Here is a 15,809-nt window from a genome sequence, read left to right as displayed (position 1 = left end):
GTAGGACGGCGTCGCGTCTACCCCCGGTTGCCGGCGGCCCGGTACGTCACGGCCCGTAGCTGAAGTTCACTGTAGCGCTGACGCCTGTGCTGATGTCGGCCGGTTTGGTTTGGGCGGCGCGCCCCGGCGCCTCGGCCTTGATGCTGTACTTTCCGGCGGCCGCAGTGTCCGCCACGAAAGTAAGCGGCACGGCGGGTGACGTGTATGCGGCCTTCACCGGCGCGCCTGTCGGCAAGTGGAACCTATAGGTGCCCAGCGTCGAGTCGACCGGCTGGCCGCTCAGCAAGATGGTCGGCCCGCCGGTCAATGCTTGCGAAGCCGACACGACGGCATCCGTCAACGCGGTGGTCACGGTGCCGCTGCCAGACGTGGAGACGAGCGACACGGTTCCCGTCACGTCGGCCATCGACGAGGCCGGCAGCACGATCGCCGTGGCGGTGCCGTTGATGGCCGTGCTCGACGTGCCGACTGGCAAGTTGGTGATCACACCGGTAGCGCGGCCTTCCGACGCGATGACCAAGGTGTAAGTGCCGGTGGCAAGGTAAGGAATACTGAACCTTCCCGTTGCATCCGGAACGGTGGTACGAAGGGTGACGCCGTCCTGCTGCGCCGACACGGTCGTGCTGCCGAGGGCGAGCGTCGTCGTGACGAAACCTTGCAGGCCGGTCACGACGCGAGGCACCACGGAGATCACCGGCTTCAAGATGTAGTTACCCGAATTGCCGGCCTTGACGATGGACTTGCAAGCGTCGAAGTCCAGCACCACGTCGGCCACCTGTCCGGCCGCTACATCGACATGTGCTTGCAGCTTCAGCCCGCTCTGCTGCGCGCTGGGCGTCGAAAGCGGAATCACAGGGCCACCGGTCGGCTGCACCGCGTTGGCAACGCTCGTGCTGCCGGTGCCGCTGTTCCCGGCCAGGACCAGGCGAATCTGCGAGTAGCGCCCGGCGGCAAGCGGCGTGGAGCCCAGCTCTTCAAGAACACCGTTGGTCAGCGTGAGCAGGTCGACGCGCCGTGCGGGCGAGAGCGTGAGGTCGGTCCAGCCTGCATCTGCTTCCGCGGCGCTGCTGCTCTGGTGCACGCTCACTTTTTCGATGGTGACCCAGACGTGGTCGTAGCCACACGCAGGCGCGTCCGTCAGCGCCACCCGCAGCGTGCCTTGACTGGCGGCAGTTCCGCCACCGCCGCCCCCGCCGCCGCATGCGGTCACCAGCGCGGCACATCCCAACATTGCGATCCAACGCCAGGCTGTCACGGTGCGTCCGGCAGCAGGTCTTGCAGCAGTCATGTTTTCCCCAAGGTGTGTCAGGTGCCGCGATGGTGACCCTGGAATCGAGGCACCGCCGTGAGCGGAAGTATCGAATGTGAAAAAAAGCGGGCCATAGGCCCGCCGAGGTTCTCTCTCTTCAGGTCTCCTACTTGCTGGGCACCAGCACCACCGGTTCGGCGGTCTTGGGCTGGACGGTCACCGAGCCGGCGCCCGCGGGCATCACCACGGTTTCCACTTCGCGCAGCAGGCCACCGCCGGCAACGCTGCCGCTGGTGCTCCCGTAGCCCATCACGCGGGCCTTGCATGCAGCCTTCTCTTCGCCGGCCAGCACATCGCAGCGTGCCGCCGCGTTGTTGTCGAACTTGGAGCCGGCGTTGTCGAGCACGCCACGCTTCTTGTCGGCTTGGGCATTGCGCGCTTCCTTCAGGCAGGTTTCACGGTCCTGCTGGGTCTTGCCGGTCATGCAGGCCTGCACTTCCTGCTGGTAATTGCCCGACGTGTCGATGCCGGTGGTGCCGGTGGCGACCTGGGCGGTGGCGGCCGTCATCGCGAGAAGGGCGACGACCCCGTACGAGGCGAGGCTCTTGCGCGAGTGGCCGGTGGTGCGTGCGTTCATGATGGCTCCTGTAAGCTTGTCTGGGTATGCAATGCAGTCTAGGGACGCAGCCAGCCCGGCCATGACAGCGGAGACACCGCATCCCAGGCAGCGCGATGCCGGTCCGGCCGTAGGACGGGGATGGCAAGCGTGGGACAGCAGCCCGGCTGAGCTTGCCGTAGGGCCGCTATAGGCCGCTACAGCGCCCAGGTGCGAGGCAGCGTCGCGGGCAAATCCCACAGCCCCGTGCGCCAGGCGCCGCGGATGGACTTGAGCAGGCTCAGCGCCGGCTCGACCAATGGCGCCAGCACGCGGACGGCAACGACCCGCGGCCCGGGTGCCGTGGCGCCGGCCATTTCCGCCAGCGGATGAGCAGCGATGACGTCGCGCGCCAGTTCCAGCGCCAGGTCGCGCCGGGCCCGTGCCCAATCGCTGCCCGTGGCCAGGAACAACGTGGCAATGCAGCGCTGGCCCGCCAAGCCCAGCGCGCCATCCATCAACGCCGCATCCCCGGCTGCGATACGCCCGCGCTCGAGCCACGCACCACCCAGTTCGATGTGTTGCAGCAGGCTGCCGTGCAAGAAGGGCAGATTCGCCTCGGGCAAGCCCAACGCGGTCACGTCCCAGCCGATCAATTCCGAGCCGGGCGCGAGGTCGAGGTTCAGGTGGTTTTCGGCGATGCAGCCGCTGTAGCAAATGGCTTCGAGGGGCAGCCACTCCAGCCGCGCGCCCTCGTCCAGCGCGATGGTCGTGCGCTGCGCGGCCGTCTCGCCGTCCGAACGGTAGAAGCGCGAGGCGCCCGGAGTTGTGATGAGCCCGTGCGCGCCAGCACCGGCGCGGATCGCGATCTCCAGCGTGTCGCCGCCCACCAGCCCGCCGGGCGGGTGCACCAGCACGTTGTGGCAGATGCCATCTCCCTCGGGGTAGAGCGTCTGCAGGATGCGCAAGGGCCCGTCATGCTCGAAACGCGCGACGCAGCGGTCTGCTTCGCGGCGGTAGTCGAGCGACAGACGGGCGTGCCAGGCCACGCCTCAGTGCCCCTGGGATCCGCGGTGAGCCCAGGCGGTGGTGTGCTTTTCGAGCAGGCTGAAGAGCTCGTACATCGCCATCGCCATCGCGCTGATCAGCACCAGGCCCGCAAACGCCAGCGGCATCCGCTGCTGGCTGCTGGCCGACTGCATCAGGTAGCCGATGCCCGAGTCGCCGGCCGTCATCTCGGCCAGCACCGTGCCCACGAAAGCCAATGTGATCGCGACCTTCAGCGAGGCATAGAAGAACGGCATCGATCGCGGCAAGCCCACCTTCACCAGCACGTCCCAGCGCTTGGCACCCAATACGCGCAACACATCTTCCAACTCCGGCTCCAGCGTCGCCAGGCCCGTCGCGATGTTCACCGTGATCGGAAAGAAAGAGATGAGGAAGGCCGTGAGCACACCCGGGCCCAGGCCGATGCCGAACCACACCACCAGGATGGGCACGATGGCCGCCTTGGGCACGGCGTTGAACCCCACCATCAGCGGATACAGCGCGGTGTACGCCAACCGCGAGCTGCCGATCAGGAACCCGAGCAGCACACCCACGACGATGGAGATGCCGAAGCCGAGCATCGTGACCCAGAACGTCTTCCACGCCGCTTCGAACAGCGGCACCTTGAATTCCGCGAACTGCTGCGCGATCTGCAGCGGGCTGGGAAAGATGAATTCCGGAATGCCGAAGCCCGAGACGATCGCTTGCCAGAGCAGGAGCGCGGCCACCAGCACGACGACAGGGGACCAACGCTCGACGGTGCGCGTGATCTTCATGGCGCCACCCCGGCAGCCTGCCGGATCGCGCCGATGTGGCCGCGCAGTTCATGCACGATGTCCGTGAACGCGCTGGTGTAGGTGATCTCCAGGTCGCGCGGGCGCGGCAGCTCGATCTGCTTTTTCACCACGAAGCGGCCGGGCCGCTTGCTCATCACGTACACGGTGTCGGCGAGGAACACCGACTCGCGCAGATCGTGCGTGACCAGGATGACGTTGAAGCGCTGCTCCGTCCACAGGTCGCGCAGGATGCACCACAGCTCTTCGCGCGTGAAGGCATCCAGCGCGCCGAACGGCTCGTCCAGCAGCAGCATCTTCGGCTCGTGGATCAGCGCACGGCAGATGCTGGCGCGTTGCTGCATGCCGCCCGACAACTGCCACGGGAATTGGTCTTCGTAGCCGGCCAGCCCGACTTTCTGCAGCAGCCGGCGCGCGCGCTGCTCGTATTCGGCGCGCTTGGCCTTGAAGTTGCTGCGGTACGGCTCGACGATCTCCAGCGGGAGCAGCACGTTGTCGACCGTCGTGCGCCACGGCAAAAGCGACGGCGCCTGGAACGCCATGCCGGAGATCTTCAGCGGCCCGGTGACTGGCTGGCCGTCGATCCGGATGGCGCCGCGCGAGGGCATCTTCAGGCCCGTGGCCAGCTTCATGAAGGTGGACTTGCCGCAGCCGGACGGGCCGACGATGGCGATGAACTCGCCCTGCGCCACGGACAGGTCGATCGCCTCGACGGCGAACTGGCCCTGCGCCAGCGATTCGTCGTTGTAGGCGAGCCAGACGTCTTCGAATTCAGCGAAATTGGACAACGACAGGTCTTCGCTTATTTCTTCGGCGCGGGCAGCACGGCGTCCAACTCCGCCTTCGACGGCAGGAACGAGCCGTTCCACACGGCGTCGGGATTCACGCGCGTCTTCGTGTTGAATGCATCGGACACTTGCGACGCCATCAGCGACAGGCGGCCCGGGTTGACCTGGCCGAAGCCTTCCGCGCGCGCGTCGGCGCTGTTGATCACGGTGTCGATGGCGAGCTTCAGCCGGCGCGTTTCCAGTTCGGTGTTGATGATGCCGTCGCGCGCCTTGACGTCGGCGATCGCCGCTTCGGGCTTGGCGATCACTTCCTTGACGCCCTTGGTGAAGGCCGACAGGAAGGCTTTCACCGCCGCGGGGTTTTCCTTGAGCATCTTGGGCGTGGCAATGACGACGTTTCCGTAGAGCTTCACGCCGTGGCTGGCGTAGGGCAGGACCACGATGTCCTCGGCCTTCACGCCACGCGCTTCCAGGTTGAGCAGCGAGGTGAAGGTGAAGCCGGTGATGGCGTCGACATCGCCCCGGGCCAGCATGGTTTCGCGCAGCGGCGGGTCCATCGCCGTCCAGTTCACGCTGCCGATGCCATTGGCCTTCTGGAAGATCGGGAAGGCGCGGCGCCCCGCGTCGAACACCGGTGCGCCCAGCTTCTTGCCGTTCAGGTCGGACGGCTTCGTGATGCCCGACTTCTTCAGCGCCATCACCGAGGCGGGTGTGTTGTTGTAGACCATCATGATGGCCACCGGCTTGTTCGGCGCATCCGGGTTGTTGGCGTGGAATTCCATCAGCGCGGCCAGGTCGGCGAAGCCGATGTCGTAGATGCCCGAGGCCACGCGCGTCACCGCGCCGCCCGAGCCGTTGCCGGCATCGATGGTCACGTCGAGCTTGGCGTCCTTGAAGTAGCCCTTGGCGGCGGGCGTCAGGAACAGGGCCGCCGGCCCTTCGAAACGCCAGTCCAGCTGAAACTTGATCGGCGTTGCCTGCGCATGGGCTGAACCCATGAGACCTGCCAGGGCGATGGCGGCGGCGGTTTGGAGAAGGACGCGTTTCTTCATTGTGGGCTCCGTACGGCGAAGATTTTGTGGGAAGGCTTGTGACACGAACTCATTCAAAGCAAAAAGGGTGCCGCAGACCGGCGCGATGCCCCAGGACAGCCCGCATTTTCGCTGGATGGGCCGCTCGGGCCCGTGCGGACTTACCCCCGTAGCCCAGCGGTGCCAGGGGTAGGGCCCGTCCGACGCTGCCACGCGGTGGCCGCGCACGCTGAGCCTTTACGGGCGACTACGCCTTGGGCCTGGGCCGAGCACGATAGTGCGTTCACCGGCCGTTCGTTTTTGGCGGCGGGTGGTCGGAACCAAGAGGGCCGGCTCGCTTTCAACAACACGCCGTTCGCGGCAAAGGAGTCTCAAATGGGTTTCATACTCTGGCTTATCGTAGGTGGCATCGTGGGTTGGCTCGCCAGCCTGGTCATGAAGACCGACGGGCAGCAGGGCATCCTGCTGAACGTGGTGGTGGGTATCGTCGGCGCCTTCATCGGCGGCTGGCTGATCTCCCCGCTGGTCGGCGCAGGCACGATCAATGACGGCTTCAGCATCGCTTCGCTGCTGGTGTCGCTGGTCGGCGCGATCATCCTGCTGGCGATCGTGAACCTGTTCCGCCGCGGCCGCGTTCGTTAAAAGCGCTGCTACAGCTTCAAAAATTTCGGGCATCCGGTCGCAAGGCCGGGTGCCTTCTTTCGTTCCGGGTGCTCTACCATGCCGAGATGACCCACCGAATCGCGATAGCCCAGATCAGCATGCACTGGACCACGCCGGAGAACGTGGCGTCGATGCGAAAAGCCATGGATCTGGCCCATTCGCGCGGTGCGCAGGTTTGCGGATTCTCCGAACTGGCGGTCACTGGGTTCCACCGGATGATCGGCCGCGAAGCCACGCCCGAGATGGTTTCGCCCGCCCTTCACGAGCTGCAAACCCACGCCGCAAAGCTGTCGATGGCCATCGCCGCCGGAGCGCCGACCTTCGGCGCGGACGGCGCCATCTACAACTCCCATCTGCTCATCGACGAGCGAGGCGTCACTTCGGCGGTGGTGCCCAAGCGCGGGCTGACGGATCCGGAGGCGACCTTCTTCAAGCGGGGCGAGTCGCGGCCGGTCGGGCGCATGCAAGGCCTGCGTTGCTCCGCGGTGATCTGCCGCGAAGTCGAAGACGTCGATGTCTATTCTTCGGAACTGGCGCCCGGATCGGTGGACCTTATTTTCCTGCCCGCGGCGCTGCGTCAAGACCCGGAGAAGCCCAGGACCGATCCGCCTCAGTACGTGCGCGACATTCAGCGCCTGGCGGCAGCGACGCAGGCGCATGTGGTTCATACCAACTGGCCAAACGCGCTGAACCGGCCCGAGGAGAGTGTGGACGGCGGCGGCAGCACCGTGGCAGGGCCGGACGGCGAGCTCATGTTTCGCCTGCCATCGCAAGCCAGCGGCGTCGGTGTTTTCACGCTGGGCGATCGGCACTTCGAATGGCACCCGCAGTGAAACCTTGTTCGCCATGAGCGCGGCGCGCCGATAGCGGGTTTTACCTCGCGCTTTTCACGTTGCTTGTGTTAGTTTCGGGGCCTCTTTCACCGAGGGGAGTTCCATGAGCCTTCATCGCTTTTTGCTGGCTGCAGCCGCCGTTGCCGCCGCAGCCGTGTCCACCCTGGCCACCGCCCAGACGGGCGACATCCGCATCGCGCACATCTACAGCAAGACCGGCCCGCTTGAGGCCTATGCCAAGCAGACCCAGACGGGCCTGCTGATGGGGCTGGACTACGCGACCGGCGGCACCATGACCGTCAACGGCCGCAAAATCGTCATCCTGGAAAAGGACGACCAGGGCAAGCCCGACGTGGGCAAGAGCCTGCTGGCGGCCGCCTACGGTGACGAGAAGGTCGATTTTGCAGTGGGCCCGACATCCAGCGCCGTGGCGCTGGCGCTGCTGCCGGTGGCCGAGGAATACAAGAAGATCCTGCTGGTCGAGCCCGCGGTGGCCGACGCCATCACCGGCGACAAGTGGAACAAGTACATCTTCCGCACCGGCCGCAACAGCTCGCAGGACGCGTTGGCCAACGCGGCGGTTGCGGACTTCGCGGATGTGTCTATCGGCACGCTGGCGCAAGACTACGCATTCGGCCGCGACGGCATCAAGGCCTTCAAGGACGCGCTGAAGAAAGCCAAGGTCGTCCACGAGGAATACCTGCCGCCCAACACGTCGGACTACACCGCCGGCATCCAGCGGCTGGTCGACCAGCTGAAGGACAAACCGGGCCGCAAGTTCATCGCCGTCGTCTGGGCCGGCGCCACGCCGCCATACAACGCGCTGGCCGCGCAGAACCTGAAGCAGCGCTACGGCATCGACGTGGCCAGCGGCGGCAACATCCTGCCGGCGATGGTGGCGTACAAGCAATTCCCCGGCATGGAAGGCGCGGCGTACTACTACTTCGGCATTCCGAAGAACCCGGCCAACGAATGGCTGGTGGCCAACCACTACAAGCAGTTCAAGTCACCGCCCGACTTCTTCACCGCCGGCGGCATGAGCGCGGGCATGGCGATCGTCGCGGCGCTGAAGAAGACGGCCGGCGCGACCCAAGCGGACAAGATGATCACCGCCATGGAGGGCATGAGCTTCGAAACGCCCAAGGGCAAGATGACCTTCCGCAAGGAAGACCACCAGGCCATGCAGTCGATGTATCACTTCCGGATCAAGAACGACCCGGCGTTCGCCTGGGGCGTGCCTGAACTCGTGCGCGAGATCAAGCCGGAAGAGATGAACGTGCCGATCAAGAACAAGCGATAGGGTCTGAAGTCCGTCATTGCGGGCTTGACCCGCAATCCATGACTTTTTCTTGGTCGGTCGCGGTCGCGGCAGGCGGTACCCGGCAGGGCCTCACACTGTGGCGGTCGTCGCTTCGCGCCGACTTCGCTGAGATTCTTGGCCCGGGGCCGGCGCCGTACAACTCGCAAAGCGCCTAAGGCCGCTTTGCTCAAACAGGTCCGGCGAGTCAGTTAACGAAGCGCGCAAGCGCGCCCGGCCCCGGGCCAAGAATCCCAGCCGCCACAGAGATCGGCCCTGCCGGGTACCGCCTGCCGCGACATCCAGCGTGTGGGCGCGCCTCAAGCCGGAGACTCCTTGCGTCTTCGGCCGGCCGAGATCAAAACCTTGACTGGAACGACGCCGACATTTCGCAGGTCGCGCAGTGCGTCTGTGGCCATCGCCTCCAACTCCTGAAACGGGTCTTCAAAGACCTCCGGATCGGTAGCAACGGCCTTTACGCGAGCCCACTCATCCGGCGTGTACCAGCCCACGGCGACGGGGCCGCGCTGCATTGCCTTCTTCTGGCGGAGGCGCTCAAGGAGTGGACGCTTTGGCATATGCGGTCGCAATCGCTTTCGCTGAGGTTAACGTTGGAAGTCACCGGCACCGTAGGCTTCCGTGTGGAATGACCAGTTCGACCTCACTTCTTCAGCGCCTCGATGAACTCGTCCGTCGCTACCTCAGCCTGCCGAAGAAGCCCCGCAAGCGTGCCGACCTTGAGTTCCGGGTGCATGGGTACAACGCAACCCTTTGAGTCACGCCGCATGATGACGTGACTGCCGCTCTGACGGAGCTTGACGAAACCTAGGCGCTCCAGAGCTCGTTGTGCTTCAGCACCCGAGACTCGGGGAAACTTAGGCATGGCTGGGTGTGGGGATGCTGAAGACGGTGACCACGGGGTGGCCGGTAGATGGCAGCGGGAACTCAGACAAATAGAGTGCTGTAGCTTCGCGCAGGTTTGCCACCGCCTCTTCGACGGTCTCGCCCTGAGTGGTCGTGCCCGTCTCGGGATTCAGCGCGACGAAGCCGCCTTCTTCCGCAGGTGTAAGCACAGCAGTGAGTTCCATGTGTTTGGCTCCCAATCGGCCTCCATTATGGCGCTACCTTGCCGGTGCAGTCGGACGTTTGACATGAGGGGTTAGGCGTCAGTCGGCCCCAACTATGCACCATGGAACTTTATAGCCCAGTACGCAGCGATGATCATTTGCACTGCGAAGGCGGTGAATCTTGCGGTCACAGCGAGCGGTGATGTTGATGCGAGGTGAATGGTCGATTGGGCTATGCGCGCGGCCAGTAGCACGTAGGCCAACGGATCGGTGATGTTCGACTTGCCTGCGACGACCGCGAGAAGCATAAAGCCGCCAAAGAGAGGCAAGCCCTCCAGGCAGTTTGCATGCGCGCGGGCCAAGCGTTGCATGAACGGTGACAGATTCGAGTTTTCGGGGTTGAAGCCGTTGGCGGGTATCTCGCGTGTAAGAACCAGCTTGGAACGAACAACCTCCATGAGCACGAGTAGAAAGAGGGTCCAACAGAGAAACCCTAGAAAGGCCAGAAGCGTCGTAGTCATGAGTGTTGGCTCGGGTATCAGCAGCGACATGTGCAGCCCAGTTGTGGTTTCTGACGCCTAACGTGATGTTCGCAGTCCTCCAAACTGCTGATCCCAGGATAGTCCGTCGTCTAGGTCGGTGGGCGCGGACGCATCAAGGTTCTGAACCGAGCCGCTGGGCCCGACCAGTCCTCGCTTGCGGCTTCGCATCGTTCCGCGTGCAGTCGTCGAATCCGCCAAGCTGGCCGACTTCATATATTGGTGCGCTCCGCCACATCGATAGCAACACTATAGCCCGGAGCAACCGTTGGATGCCGACCAAGTTCGTTGAGCGGCAGGCGGTACCCGGCGGGGCCGATCTCTGTGGCGGCTGGGATTCTTGGTCCGGGGCCGGGCGCGCTTGCGCGCTTCGTTTCATTCTCGCCGGACCTGTTTGAGCAAAGCGGCCTTAGGCGCTTTGCGAGTTGTACGGCGCCGGTCCCGGGCCAAGAATCTCAGCGAAGTCGGCGCGAAGCGACGACCGCCGCAGTGTGAGGCCCTGCCGGGTACCGCCTGCCGCGACGCGAGGACGAACGAAAGTCATGGATTGCGGGTCCAGCCCGCAATGACGGCCGGAAAACCATGCCGGATCGCGAGTCCGGCATGACAGGTTAGGCCGCGTCCGGCATCACCGGATGCTGCGCCATGTTCTCCAGCGCCTTCACCAGCGCCGAATGGTCCATCTGGCCCAGACCCAGTGCGACGCATGACTGCATCAGCTGCGCGGCGCCCGCGGTTTGCGGCAGCGCCACACCCAGCTCGCGTGCGCCTTGCAGCGCGAGGTTCAGGTCCTTCTGGTGCAGCGCGATGCGAAAGCCCGGGTTGAAGGTGCGTTTCACCATGCGCTCGCCATGCACTTCCAGGATGCGTGACGCGGCAAAGCCGCCCATCAGCGCCTGGCGCACCTTGGCCGGGTCGGCGCCGGCCTTCGACGCGAACAACAGCGCTTCGCCAACCGCGGCGATGTTCAATGCCACGATGATCTGGTTGGCCACCTTGGTGGTCTGGCCGTCGCCATTGCCGCCGACCAGCGTGATGTTCTTGCCCATGAGTTCGAACAGCGGCTTGATGCGCTCGAACGCCGCATCCGGCCCGCCGACCATGATCGTGAGGCTCGCGGCCCTCGCGCCCACTTCGCCGCCGGAGACAGGCGCGTCGAGGTAGTCGCAGCCCAGCGCGTTGACGGCCTGGGCGAAGCGCTTGGTCTCCATCGGCGAGATGGAACTCATGTCCACCACGGTCTTGCCCTTGGACAAGCCGGACGTCACGCCGTCCTTGCCCAGCAGCACCGACTCGACGTCGGGCGTGTCCGGCAGCATGAGGAACACCACGTCAGCGGCTTGTGCCACTGCAGCATTGGTGGGGCACGCGGTCGCGGCCTTCAGCGCTTCGGGTACCTTGCTGCGCGTGCGGACGAACAGTTCGTGGCCCGCGGCCAGCAGGTGTTGCGCCATCGGCGCGCCCATGATGCCCAGGCCGATGAATCCGATCTTCATTGTTTTCTCACTCTCTGTGTTGGTTTAGTCAATAGGAGCCGGCGGGTCGCGCGGCCTGTCCGGCGCGCATGGCCGCCATCACCTGCTGCGCACCGGCCGCGATCAGGCGGGCGTCCGAGCTGATGGTGACGAACTGGAAGCCCTTGGCAATGCGCTCCAGCGCTGCCGGGGGCGCCGTGTTGTGGATGCCGGCCACCACGCCGTGCGCCTTGGCGCGCGCCAGGATGTGCTCCACGGCTTGCGCCGCCTTGGGCTCGAGCTCGTCCATCGAAGGCTTGCAGCCGAGTGACAGCGACAGGTCCGACGGGCCGATGTAGACCGCGTCGAGGCCCTCGACCGACAGGATGTCGTCGAGGTTCTCCAGCGCCCGCGCGGTTTCGATCATCGCGAAACGAACGATGGTGTCGTTCGCATGATCCGGGTAGTCGGCGCCGCTGTAGAGCAGCGCGCGCACGGGGCCGAAGCTGCGCGTGCCGCGCGGCGCGTAGCTGGTCCAGGAGACCAGCTTTTGCGCGTCTTCACGCGTGTTGACCATCGGGCAGATCACGGCATAGGCGCCGGCATCCAGCGTTTTCATCAGGATGCCGGGCTCCAGCCAGGGCACGCGAACCACCGGCACGGTGGCCGTGGTCGATATCGCCTGCAGCATGGTCACCATCGCCTGGTAGTCCACCACGCCGTGCTGCATGTCCACGGTCAAGGTGTCCCAGCCCTGGTGCGCCATGGTTTCGCTGGCAAAGCTGTTGGGGATGGCCAGCCAGCCGTTGACGGCGGCGCCCCCCGATTTCCAGATAGCGCGCAGGCGGTTTTCTCTCATGGGTGGCTCCTCGATTCGCCGGCAATCAGGTTCTTGTGCATGAGGATTCCTATCGGTCGAGCGCGGGGCGCTTGGGGTTGAATTGCCATCCGGGGATGAGGTATTGCATGGCGGCCGCGTCATCGCGCGCGCCCAGGCCGTGTTCCAGGTACAGCCGGTGGGCCTTTTCCACTTCGGCCATGTCGAGTTCGACACCCAGGCCCGGCTGCTTGGGCACTTGCACCCGTCCGCCTTCGATCCGCAGCGGGTCGCGCGTCAGGCGCTGGCCGTCCTGCCAGATCCAGTGGGTGTCGATCGCGGTGACCTTGCCCGGCGCCGCGGCGGCGACATGCGTGAACATGGCGAGCGAGACGTCGAAGTGGTTGTTGGAATGCGAGCCCCAGGTCAGGCCCCAGTCGCGGCAGGTCTGCGCGACGCGCACCGAGCCGGCCATCGTCCAGAAGTGCGGGTCGGCCAGGGGAATGTCCACCGATTGCAGCGAAAGCGCATGCGAAAGCTGGCGCCAGTCGGTCGCGATCATGTTGGTTGCCGTCGGCAGGCCGGTGGCGCGGCGGAATTCCGCCATCACTTCGCGGCCCGAAAATCCGTCTTCCGCACCGCAAGGGTCTTCAGCATAGGCCACCACGCCGCGCATGTCGCGCATCAGGCGGATCGCGTCCTTGAGCAACCAGCCGCCGTTCGGGTCCAGCGTCACGCGCGCCTTCGGAAAGCGCTCGTGCAATGCCTTGATCGCTTCGATCTCTTCCTCGGCGCGCAGCACGCCGCCCTTGAGCTTGAAGTCGTTGAAGCCATATCGCTCGAACGCTGCTTCGGCCAGGCGCACGACGGATTCGGGCGTCATCGCGGTTTCATGCCGCAAGCGGAACCAGTCGTTGCCGGCCTGCGGATCGCTTGCGTACGGCAAATCGGTCTTCGACTTGTCGCCGACGAAGAACAGGTAGCCCAGCATCTCCACTGCATCACGTTGCTGGCCCTCGCCGAGCAGCGCGGCAACCGGCACTTCCAGGTGCTGGCCGAGCAGGTCGAGGAAGGCTGACTCGATTGCGGTGACCGCGTGAATGGTGGTGCGCAGGTCGAAAGTCTGCTGCCCGCGGCCGCCGGCGTCGCGGTCGGCGAATTGGCGCTGGACCTGCTGCAGCACGCGAAGGTGATCGCCGACCGGCTGGCCGACGACCAGTGCGCCCGCGTCTTCCAGCGTCTGGCGGATCTTTTCTCCGCCCGGCACTTCACCGACGCCGGTGTGGCCCGCGCTGTCTGTGAGGATCAACAGGTTGCGGGTGAAGAAGGGGCCGTGCGCGCCGCTGAGGTTGAGCAGCATGCTGTCGCGCCCCGCGACGGGGATCACCCGCAGGGCGGTGACTCGTGGAGTTGCGGTATTCATGGGAGAGAACGTGCCTTTACGCTGCCGGCGCGGCCGAGATCAGCCGGCCCTCGGCAAAAAATGAATGGAGGTTGTCGAACACGCGGTCGGCCATGGCCTGCCGCGTCTCGAGCGTGCCACTCGCGATGTGCGGCGCCAGCACGACGTTGTCGAGCGCCATCAGTTCCTGGGGGACATTCGGCTCGTCCTGGTAGACATCGAGACCCGCGCCGGCAATGCGCTTTTCTTTCAGGGCCCACACCAGCGCCTGCTCGTCGACCACCGAGCCGCGAGCGACGTTGACCAGGAAGCCCTTGGGCCCCAGCGCGTCCAGCACGGCGGCGTCGATGAGATGGCGTGTCGCGGCACCGCCCGCCGTGATCACGATGAGGAAGTCGGCCCAGCGCGCGAGTTCCACCAGCGACGGTTCGTGCCTCCAGGGCGCGTCGGCGACCACGCGGCGCGTGTGATACCGGACGTCCATCGAGAACCCGGCCGCGCGCTCTGCGATGGCACGGCCGATGCGGCCCATGCCGACCACGCCGAGGTTCGCGCCACTGACCTTGCGCATCAGCGGAAATGGCGCCTTGACCCACTCGCCGCGCCGCACGTAACGGTCCGAGGCGCTCAGGCCCCGGGCTGTGTCGAGCATCAGGGCGATGGCGAGGTCCGCCACGCAATCGTTCAGCACATCGGGCGTGTAGCCGACAGCGACACCGCGGGCGTTCGCATGGGCCACGTCGATCCTGTCCAGCCCGACGCCGAAACTCGAAATCACTTTCAAATTGGGCAAGGCGTCGATCGTGGCGTTGTCGACGCCGCTGGCCGCGTTGGTCACGAGCGCGGCGAACTCTGCGCCATGCGCCTCGAGGTAGCCGGCGGGATCGGCCTGCGCCGCGAGGTTCGTCACGTCATAGGCGCCGGCCAGCCGTGTTTCGAGCGTGGGCGTGATGCGCCCGGCCACCAGGAGTTTTTGCTTCAAGGGTAATCCTTCAGTCGAGCGTGATGCCGCGTTCGCGAATGATGCGCGCGTTGCGCTGCCGTTCAGTCTGCCTTGATGTTGCGGCTGCTGATCAGCTTGGCCCAACGCGCGTACTCGGCGGCCTGGAAGGCGGCGAACTGCTCGGGTGTGTTGGCCACGATCTCGAACCCGAGCTCGAGCAGCTTGGGCTTGATCGCCGGGTCGTTCAGCGAAGCCGCCACTGCGTCACGCAGCTTCTTCTTGAGGTCCGCCGGCAAGTTCTTCGGCCCGGCGATGGCTTGCCACGAATAGACGTTGGCGTCCATGATGCCGCTTTCTTCCATCGTCGGGACATTGGGCAACAAGGGCGAGCGCTTGGCGCTGGTGATGACCAGCGGGCGCAGCTTGCCGGCCAGGATCTGCGGCATCGCGGTGTTGATGTTCATGAAGGACGAATCCACCTGGTTGCCCAGCAGGTCGGTCATCACCGGGCCGCCGCCCTTGTAGGGCACGTGGATGCCGGTGGTGCCGGTCTGCTGCCAGAACAACTCGGCCGTGAGGTGGTCGCTGCTGCCGTTGCCCGACGACGCGAAAGTCATCTTGCCGGGATTGGCCTTTTCATACGCGATCACTTCCGCGATCGTCTTGTGCGCCGAGGCGGCGGGCACGACGAGCACGTTGGGCGCCTGCACCGCGACAGAGATCGGGTCCAGGTCCTTCAGTGCGTCGTAAGGCACCTTGATGAGGTGCGGTGCGATCACGAACGGGCCGAGTGAAGCGACGAGCAACGTGTAGCCGTCCGCCGGTGCGCGGGCAACCGCCGCGGCGCCGATCGTGCCGGTTGCGCCGGCCTTGTTGTCGACGACGAACGTGCCGCCGCCCAGCTTCTTGGGCAGGTCGTTGGCGAGCTGCCGCGCGATCAGGTCGGTGGAGCCGCCCGGGGGAAACGGCACGACGATGGTGATGGGCTTGGCTGTCGGCCAGGCTTGCGCGGACGCGGCGAGCACCGTGAACGAGAGGGCGAGTGCGGTCAGTACTTTTTTCATGGGAAGTCTCCTGGTAAGGGAAGTCCAAGGTGGGAAAAGGGTGAGTAGTCGAGAGCGAGAACACGAGAGCGAGAGCATGACAACGTTGTCATATCGCACGGCAGTTCAGAAAAATATGAAAACAAATCCGCTGTCAGTGCGAAATTTACCTATGAGAACGGTGAATCGCCTCGGGGGTGGCGAACATTTGCCGAGTATGGTAACGTTGTCATTATACCTTGTCAAG

The 15,809-nt window shown here is 65.2% G+C and carries 18 protein-coding genes; 3 read left to right on the top strand and 15 right to left on the bottom strand.

The features are described from left to right. Positions 1 to 46 precede the first annotated feature (46 nt). The 6 genes from EEB15_RS13645 to EEB15_RS13620 all read right to left on the bottom strand — a co-directional run bounded on the left by EEB15_RS13645 (position 47) and on the right by EEB15_RS13620 (position 5,525). On the bottom strand, positions 47 to 1,288 hold the full coding sequence (locus EEB15_RS13645) for a DUF4382 domain-containing protein (RefSeq protein WP_141510408.1): 1,242 nt from the start codon (positions 1,286 to 1,288) through the stop codon (positions 47 to 49). Between the two features lie 127 nt (positions 1,289 to 1,415). Then, positions 1,416 to 1,886, bottom strand: a complete 471-nt coding sequence (locus tag EEB15_RS13640) for a hypothetical protein (RefSeq protein WP_141510407.1) — start codon at positions 1,884 to 1,886, stop codon at positions 1,416 to 1,418. 176 nt (positions 1,887 to 2,062) lie between these two features. Continuing rightward, positions 2,063 to 2,893 (bottom strand): urease accessory protein UreD, encoded by an 831-nt coding sequence (locus EEB15_RS13635; RefSeq protein ID WP_141510406.1) that lies wholly within the window; start codon positions 2,891 to 2,893, stop codon positions 2,063 to 2,065. A 3-nt stretch (positions 2,894 to 2,896) separates the two neighbouring features. Beyond that, the gene (locus EEB15_RS13630) at positions 2,897 to 3,667 is read right to left on the bottom strand and encodes an ABC transporter permease (RefSeq protein ID WP_141510405.1); all 771 of its coding nucleotides are present in this window, start codon (positions 3,665 to 3,667) and stop codon (positions 2,897 to 2,899) included. Then, positions 3,664 to 4,473 carry an ABC transporter ATP-binding protein gene (locus EEB15_RS13625; protein WP_370283575.1) on the bottom strand — a complete coding sequence of 270 codons (810 nt, stop codon included), beginning with the start codon at positions 4,471 to 4,473 and terminating at the stop codon, positions 3,664 to 3,666. Before EEB15_RS13625 ends, EEB15_RS13630 begins: the two co-directional genes overlap by 4 nt. 14 nt (positions 4,474 to 4,487) lie before the next feature. After that, positions 4,488 to 5,525, bottom strand: a complete 1,038-nt coding sequence (locus tag EEB15_RS13620) for an ABC transporter substrate-binding protein (RefSeq protein WP_141510404.1) — start codon at positions 5,523 to 5,525, stop codon at positions 4,488 to 4,490. A gap of 354 nt (positions 5,526 to 5,879) precedes the next feature. Here EEB15_RS13620 and EEB15_RS13615 point away from each other — a divergent pair, with 354 nt between their 5' ends. The 3 genes from EEB15_RS13615 to EEB15_RS13605 all read left to right on the top strand — a co-directional run bounded on the left by EEB15_RS13615 (position 5,880) and on the right by EEB15_RS13605 (position 8,300). Continuing rightward, positions 5,880 to 6,146 (top strand): GlsB/YeaQ/YmgE family stress response membrane protein, encoded by a 267-nt coding sequence (locus EEB15_RS13615; RefSeq protein WP_141510403.1) that lies wholly within the window; start codon positions 5,880 to 5,882, stop codon positions 6,144 to 6,146. An 86-nt stretch (positions 6,147 to 6,232) separates the two neighbouring features. After that, a complete protein-coding gene (locus EEB15_RS13610; RefSeq protein ID WP_141510402.1) occupies positions 6,233 to 7,000 on the top strand; it encodes a carbon-nitrogen hydrolase family protein in 768 nt (255 codons plus the stop codon). 103 nt (positions 7,001 to 7,103) lie between these two features. Next, the gene (locus EEB15_RS13605; RefSeq protein ID WP_141510401.1) at positions 7,104 to 8,300 is read left to right on the top strand and encodes a substrate-binding domain-containing protein; all 1,197 of its coding nucleotides are present in this window, start codon (positions 7,104 to 7,106) and stop codon (positions 8,298 to 8,300) included. Between the two features lie 317 nt (positions 8,301 to 8,617). On the opposite strand, the gene EEB15_RS13600 is transcribed toward EEB15_RS13605, so the two are convergent. The 9 genes from EEB15_RS13600 to EEB15_RS13560 all read right to left on the bottom strand — a co-directional run bounded on the left by EEB15_RS13600 (position 8,618) and on the right by EEB15_RS13560 (position 15,583). Further along, complete coding sequence (locus tag EEB15_RS13600) at positions 8,618 to 8,830, bottom strand: hypothetical protein (protein WP_141510400.1); 213 nt, start codon at positions 8,828 to 8,830, stop codon at positions 8,618 to 8,620. A gap of 128 nt (positions 8,831 to 8,958) precedes the next feature. After that, a complete protein-coding gene (locus tag EEB15_RS34460) occupies positions 8,959 to 9,180 on the bottom strand; it encodes a type II toxin-antitoxin system HicA family toxin (protein ID WP_141510399.1) in 222 nt (73 codons plus the stop codon). Next, the gene (locus tag EEB15_RS13590; protein WP_141510398.1) at positions 9,173 to 9,385 is read right to left on the bottom strand and encodes a type II toxin-antitoxin system HicB family antitoxin; all 213 of its coding nucleotides are present in this window, start codon (positions 9,383 to 9,385) and stop codon (positions 9,173 to 9,175) included. The genes EEB15_RS34460 and EEB15_RS13590 overlap by 8 nt, the downstream gene beginning before the upstream one ends. A gap of 92 nt (positions 9,386 to 9,477) precedes the next feature. Next, a complete protein-coding gene (locus EEB15_RS13585; RefSeq protein ID WP_141510397.1) occupies positions 9,478 to 9,885 on the bottom strand; it encodes an MAPEG family protein in 408 nt (135 codons plus the stop codon). A gap of 629 nt (positions 9,886 to 10,514) precedes the next feature. Further along, positions 10,515 to 11,399 (bottom strand): 2-hydroxy-3-oxopropionate reductase, encoded by an 885-nt coding sequence (locus tag EEB15_RS13580; RefSeq protein ID WP_141510396.1) that lies wholly within the window; start codon positions 11,397 to 11,399, stop codon positions 10,515 to 10,517. 28 nt (positions 11,400 to 11,427) lie between these two features. Next, a complete protein-coding gene (locus tag EEB15_RS13575) occupies positions 11,428 to 12,216 on the bottom strand; it encodes an HpcH/HpaI aldolase/citrate lyase family protein (protein WP_141510395.1) in 789 nt (262 codons plus the stop codon). A gap of 49 nt (positions 12,217 to 12,265) precedes the next feature. After that, complete coding sequence (gene gudD / locus EEB15_RS13570; RefSeq protein ID WP_141510394.1) at positions 12,266 to 13,597, bottom strand: glucarate dehydratase; 1,332 nt, start codon at positions 13,595 to 13,597, stop codon at positions 12,266 to 12,268. Positions 13,598 to 13,613: 16 nt separating this feature from the next. Continuing rightward, positions 13,614 to 14,558, bottom strand: coding sequence for a 2-hydroxyacid dehydrogenase (locus EEB15_RS13565; protein WP_141510393.1), 945 nt, complete (start codon positions 14,556 to 14,558; stop codon positions 13,614 to 13,616). Positions 14,559 to 14,620: 62 nt separating this feature from the next. Continuing rightward, complete coding sequence (locus tag EEB15_RS13560; RefSeq protein WP_141510392.1) at positions 14,621 to 15,583, bottom strand: tripartite tricarboxylate transporter substrate binding protein; 963 nt, start codon at positions 15,581 to 15,583, stop codon at positions 14,621 to 14,623. Positions 15,584 to 15,809 lie beyond the last annotated feature (226 nt).

Origin of the sequence: Ramlibacter sp. WS9 (assembly GCF_003797765.1) — a bacterium.
Lineage (GTDB): Bacteria > Pseudomonadota > Gammaproteobacteria > Burkholderiales > Burkholderiaceae_C > Ramlibacter.
The sequence above is the reverse complement of the archived record's forward strand: the minus strand, read 5'-3'. Positions and strand labels throughout refer to the sequence as shown.

Bases quoted from the DNA above. Each gene is read 5' to 3' on its own strand.
- EEB15_RS13645 (WP_141510408.1), bottom strand. From the start codon at position 1,288: ATGACTGCTGCAAGACCTGCTGCCGGACGCACCGTGACAGCCTGGCGT.
- EEB15_RS13640 (WP_141510407.1), bottom strand. From the start codon at position 1,886: ATGAACGCACGCACCACCGGCCACTCGCGCAAGAGCCTCGCCTCGTAC.
- EEB15_RS13630 (WP_141510405.1), bottom strand. From the start codon at position 3,667: ATGAAGATCACGCGCACCGTCGAGCGTTGGTCCCCTGTCGTCGTGCTG.
- EEB15_RS13620 (WP_141510404.1), bottom strand. From the start codon at position 5,525: ATGAAGAAACGCGTCCTTCTCCAAACCGCCGCCGCCATCGCCCTGGCA.
- EEB15_RS13615 (WP_141510403.1), top strand. From the start codon at position 5,880: ATGGGTTTCATACTCTGGCTTATCGTAGGTGGCATCGTGGGTTGGCTC.
- EEB15_RS13610 (WP_141510402.1), top strand. From the start codon at position 6,233: ATGACCCACCGAATCGCGATAGCCCAGATCAGCATGCACTGGACCACG.
- EEB15_RS13605 (WP_141510401.1), top strand. From the start codon at position 7,104: ATGAGCCTTCATCGCTTTTTGCTGGCTGCAGCCGCCGTTGCCGCCGCA.
- EEB15_RS13600 (WP_141510400.1), bottom strand. From the start codon at position 8,830: ATGCAGCGCGGCCCCGTCGCCGTGGGCTGGTACACGCCGGATGAGTGG.
- EEB15_RS34460 (WP_141510399.1), bottom strand. From the start codon at position 9,180: ATGCCTAAGTTTCCCCGAGTCTCGGGTGCTGAAGCACAACGAGCTCTG.
- EEB15_RS13590 (WP_141510398.1), bottom strand. From the start codon at position 9,385: ATGGAACTCACTGCTGTGCTTACACCTGCGGAAGAAGGCGGCTTCGTC.
- EEB15_RS13585 (WP_141510397.1), bottom strand. From the start codon at position 9,885: ATGACTACGACGCTTCTGGCCTTTCTAGGGTTTCTCTGTTGGACCCTC.
- EEB15_RS13580 (WP_141510396.1), bottom strand. From the start codon at position 11,399: ATGAAGATCGGATTCATCGGCCTGGGCATCATGGGCGCGCCGATGGCG.
- EEB15_RS13575 (WP_141510395.1), bottom strand. From the start codon at position 12,216: ATGAGAGAAAACCGCCTGCGCGCTATCTGGAAATCGGGGGGCGCCGCC.
- gudD (WP_141510394.1), bottom strand. From the start codon at position 13,597: ATGAATACCGCAACTCCACGAGTCACCGCCCTGCGGGTGATCCCCGTC.
- EEB15_RS13560 (WP_141510392.1), bottom strand. From the start codon at position 15,583: ATGAAAAAAGTACTGACCGCACTCGCCCTCTCGTTCACGGTGCTCGCC.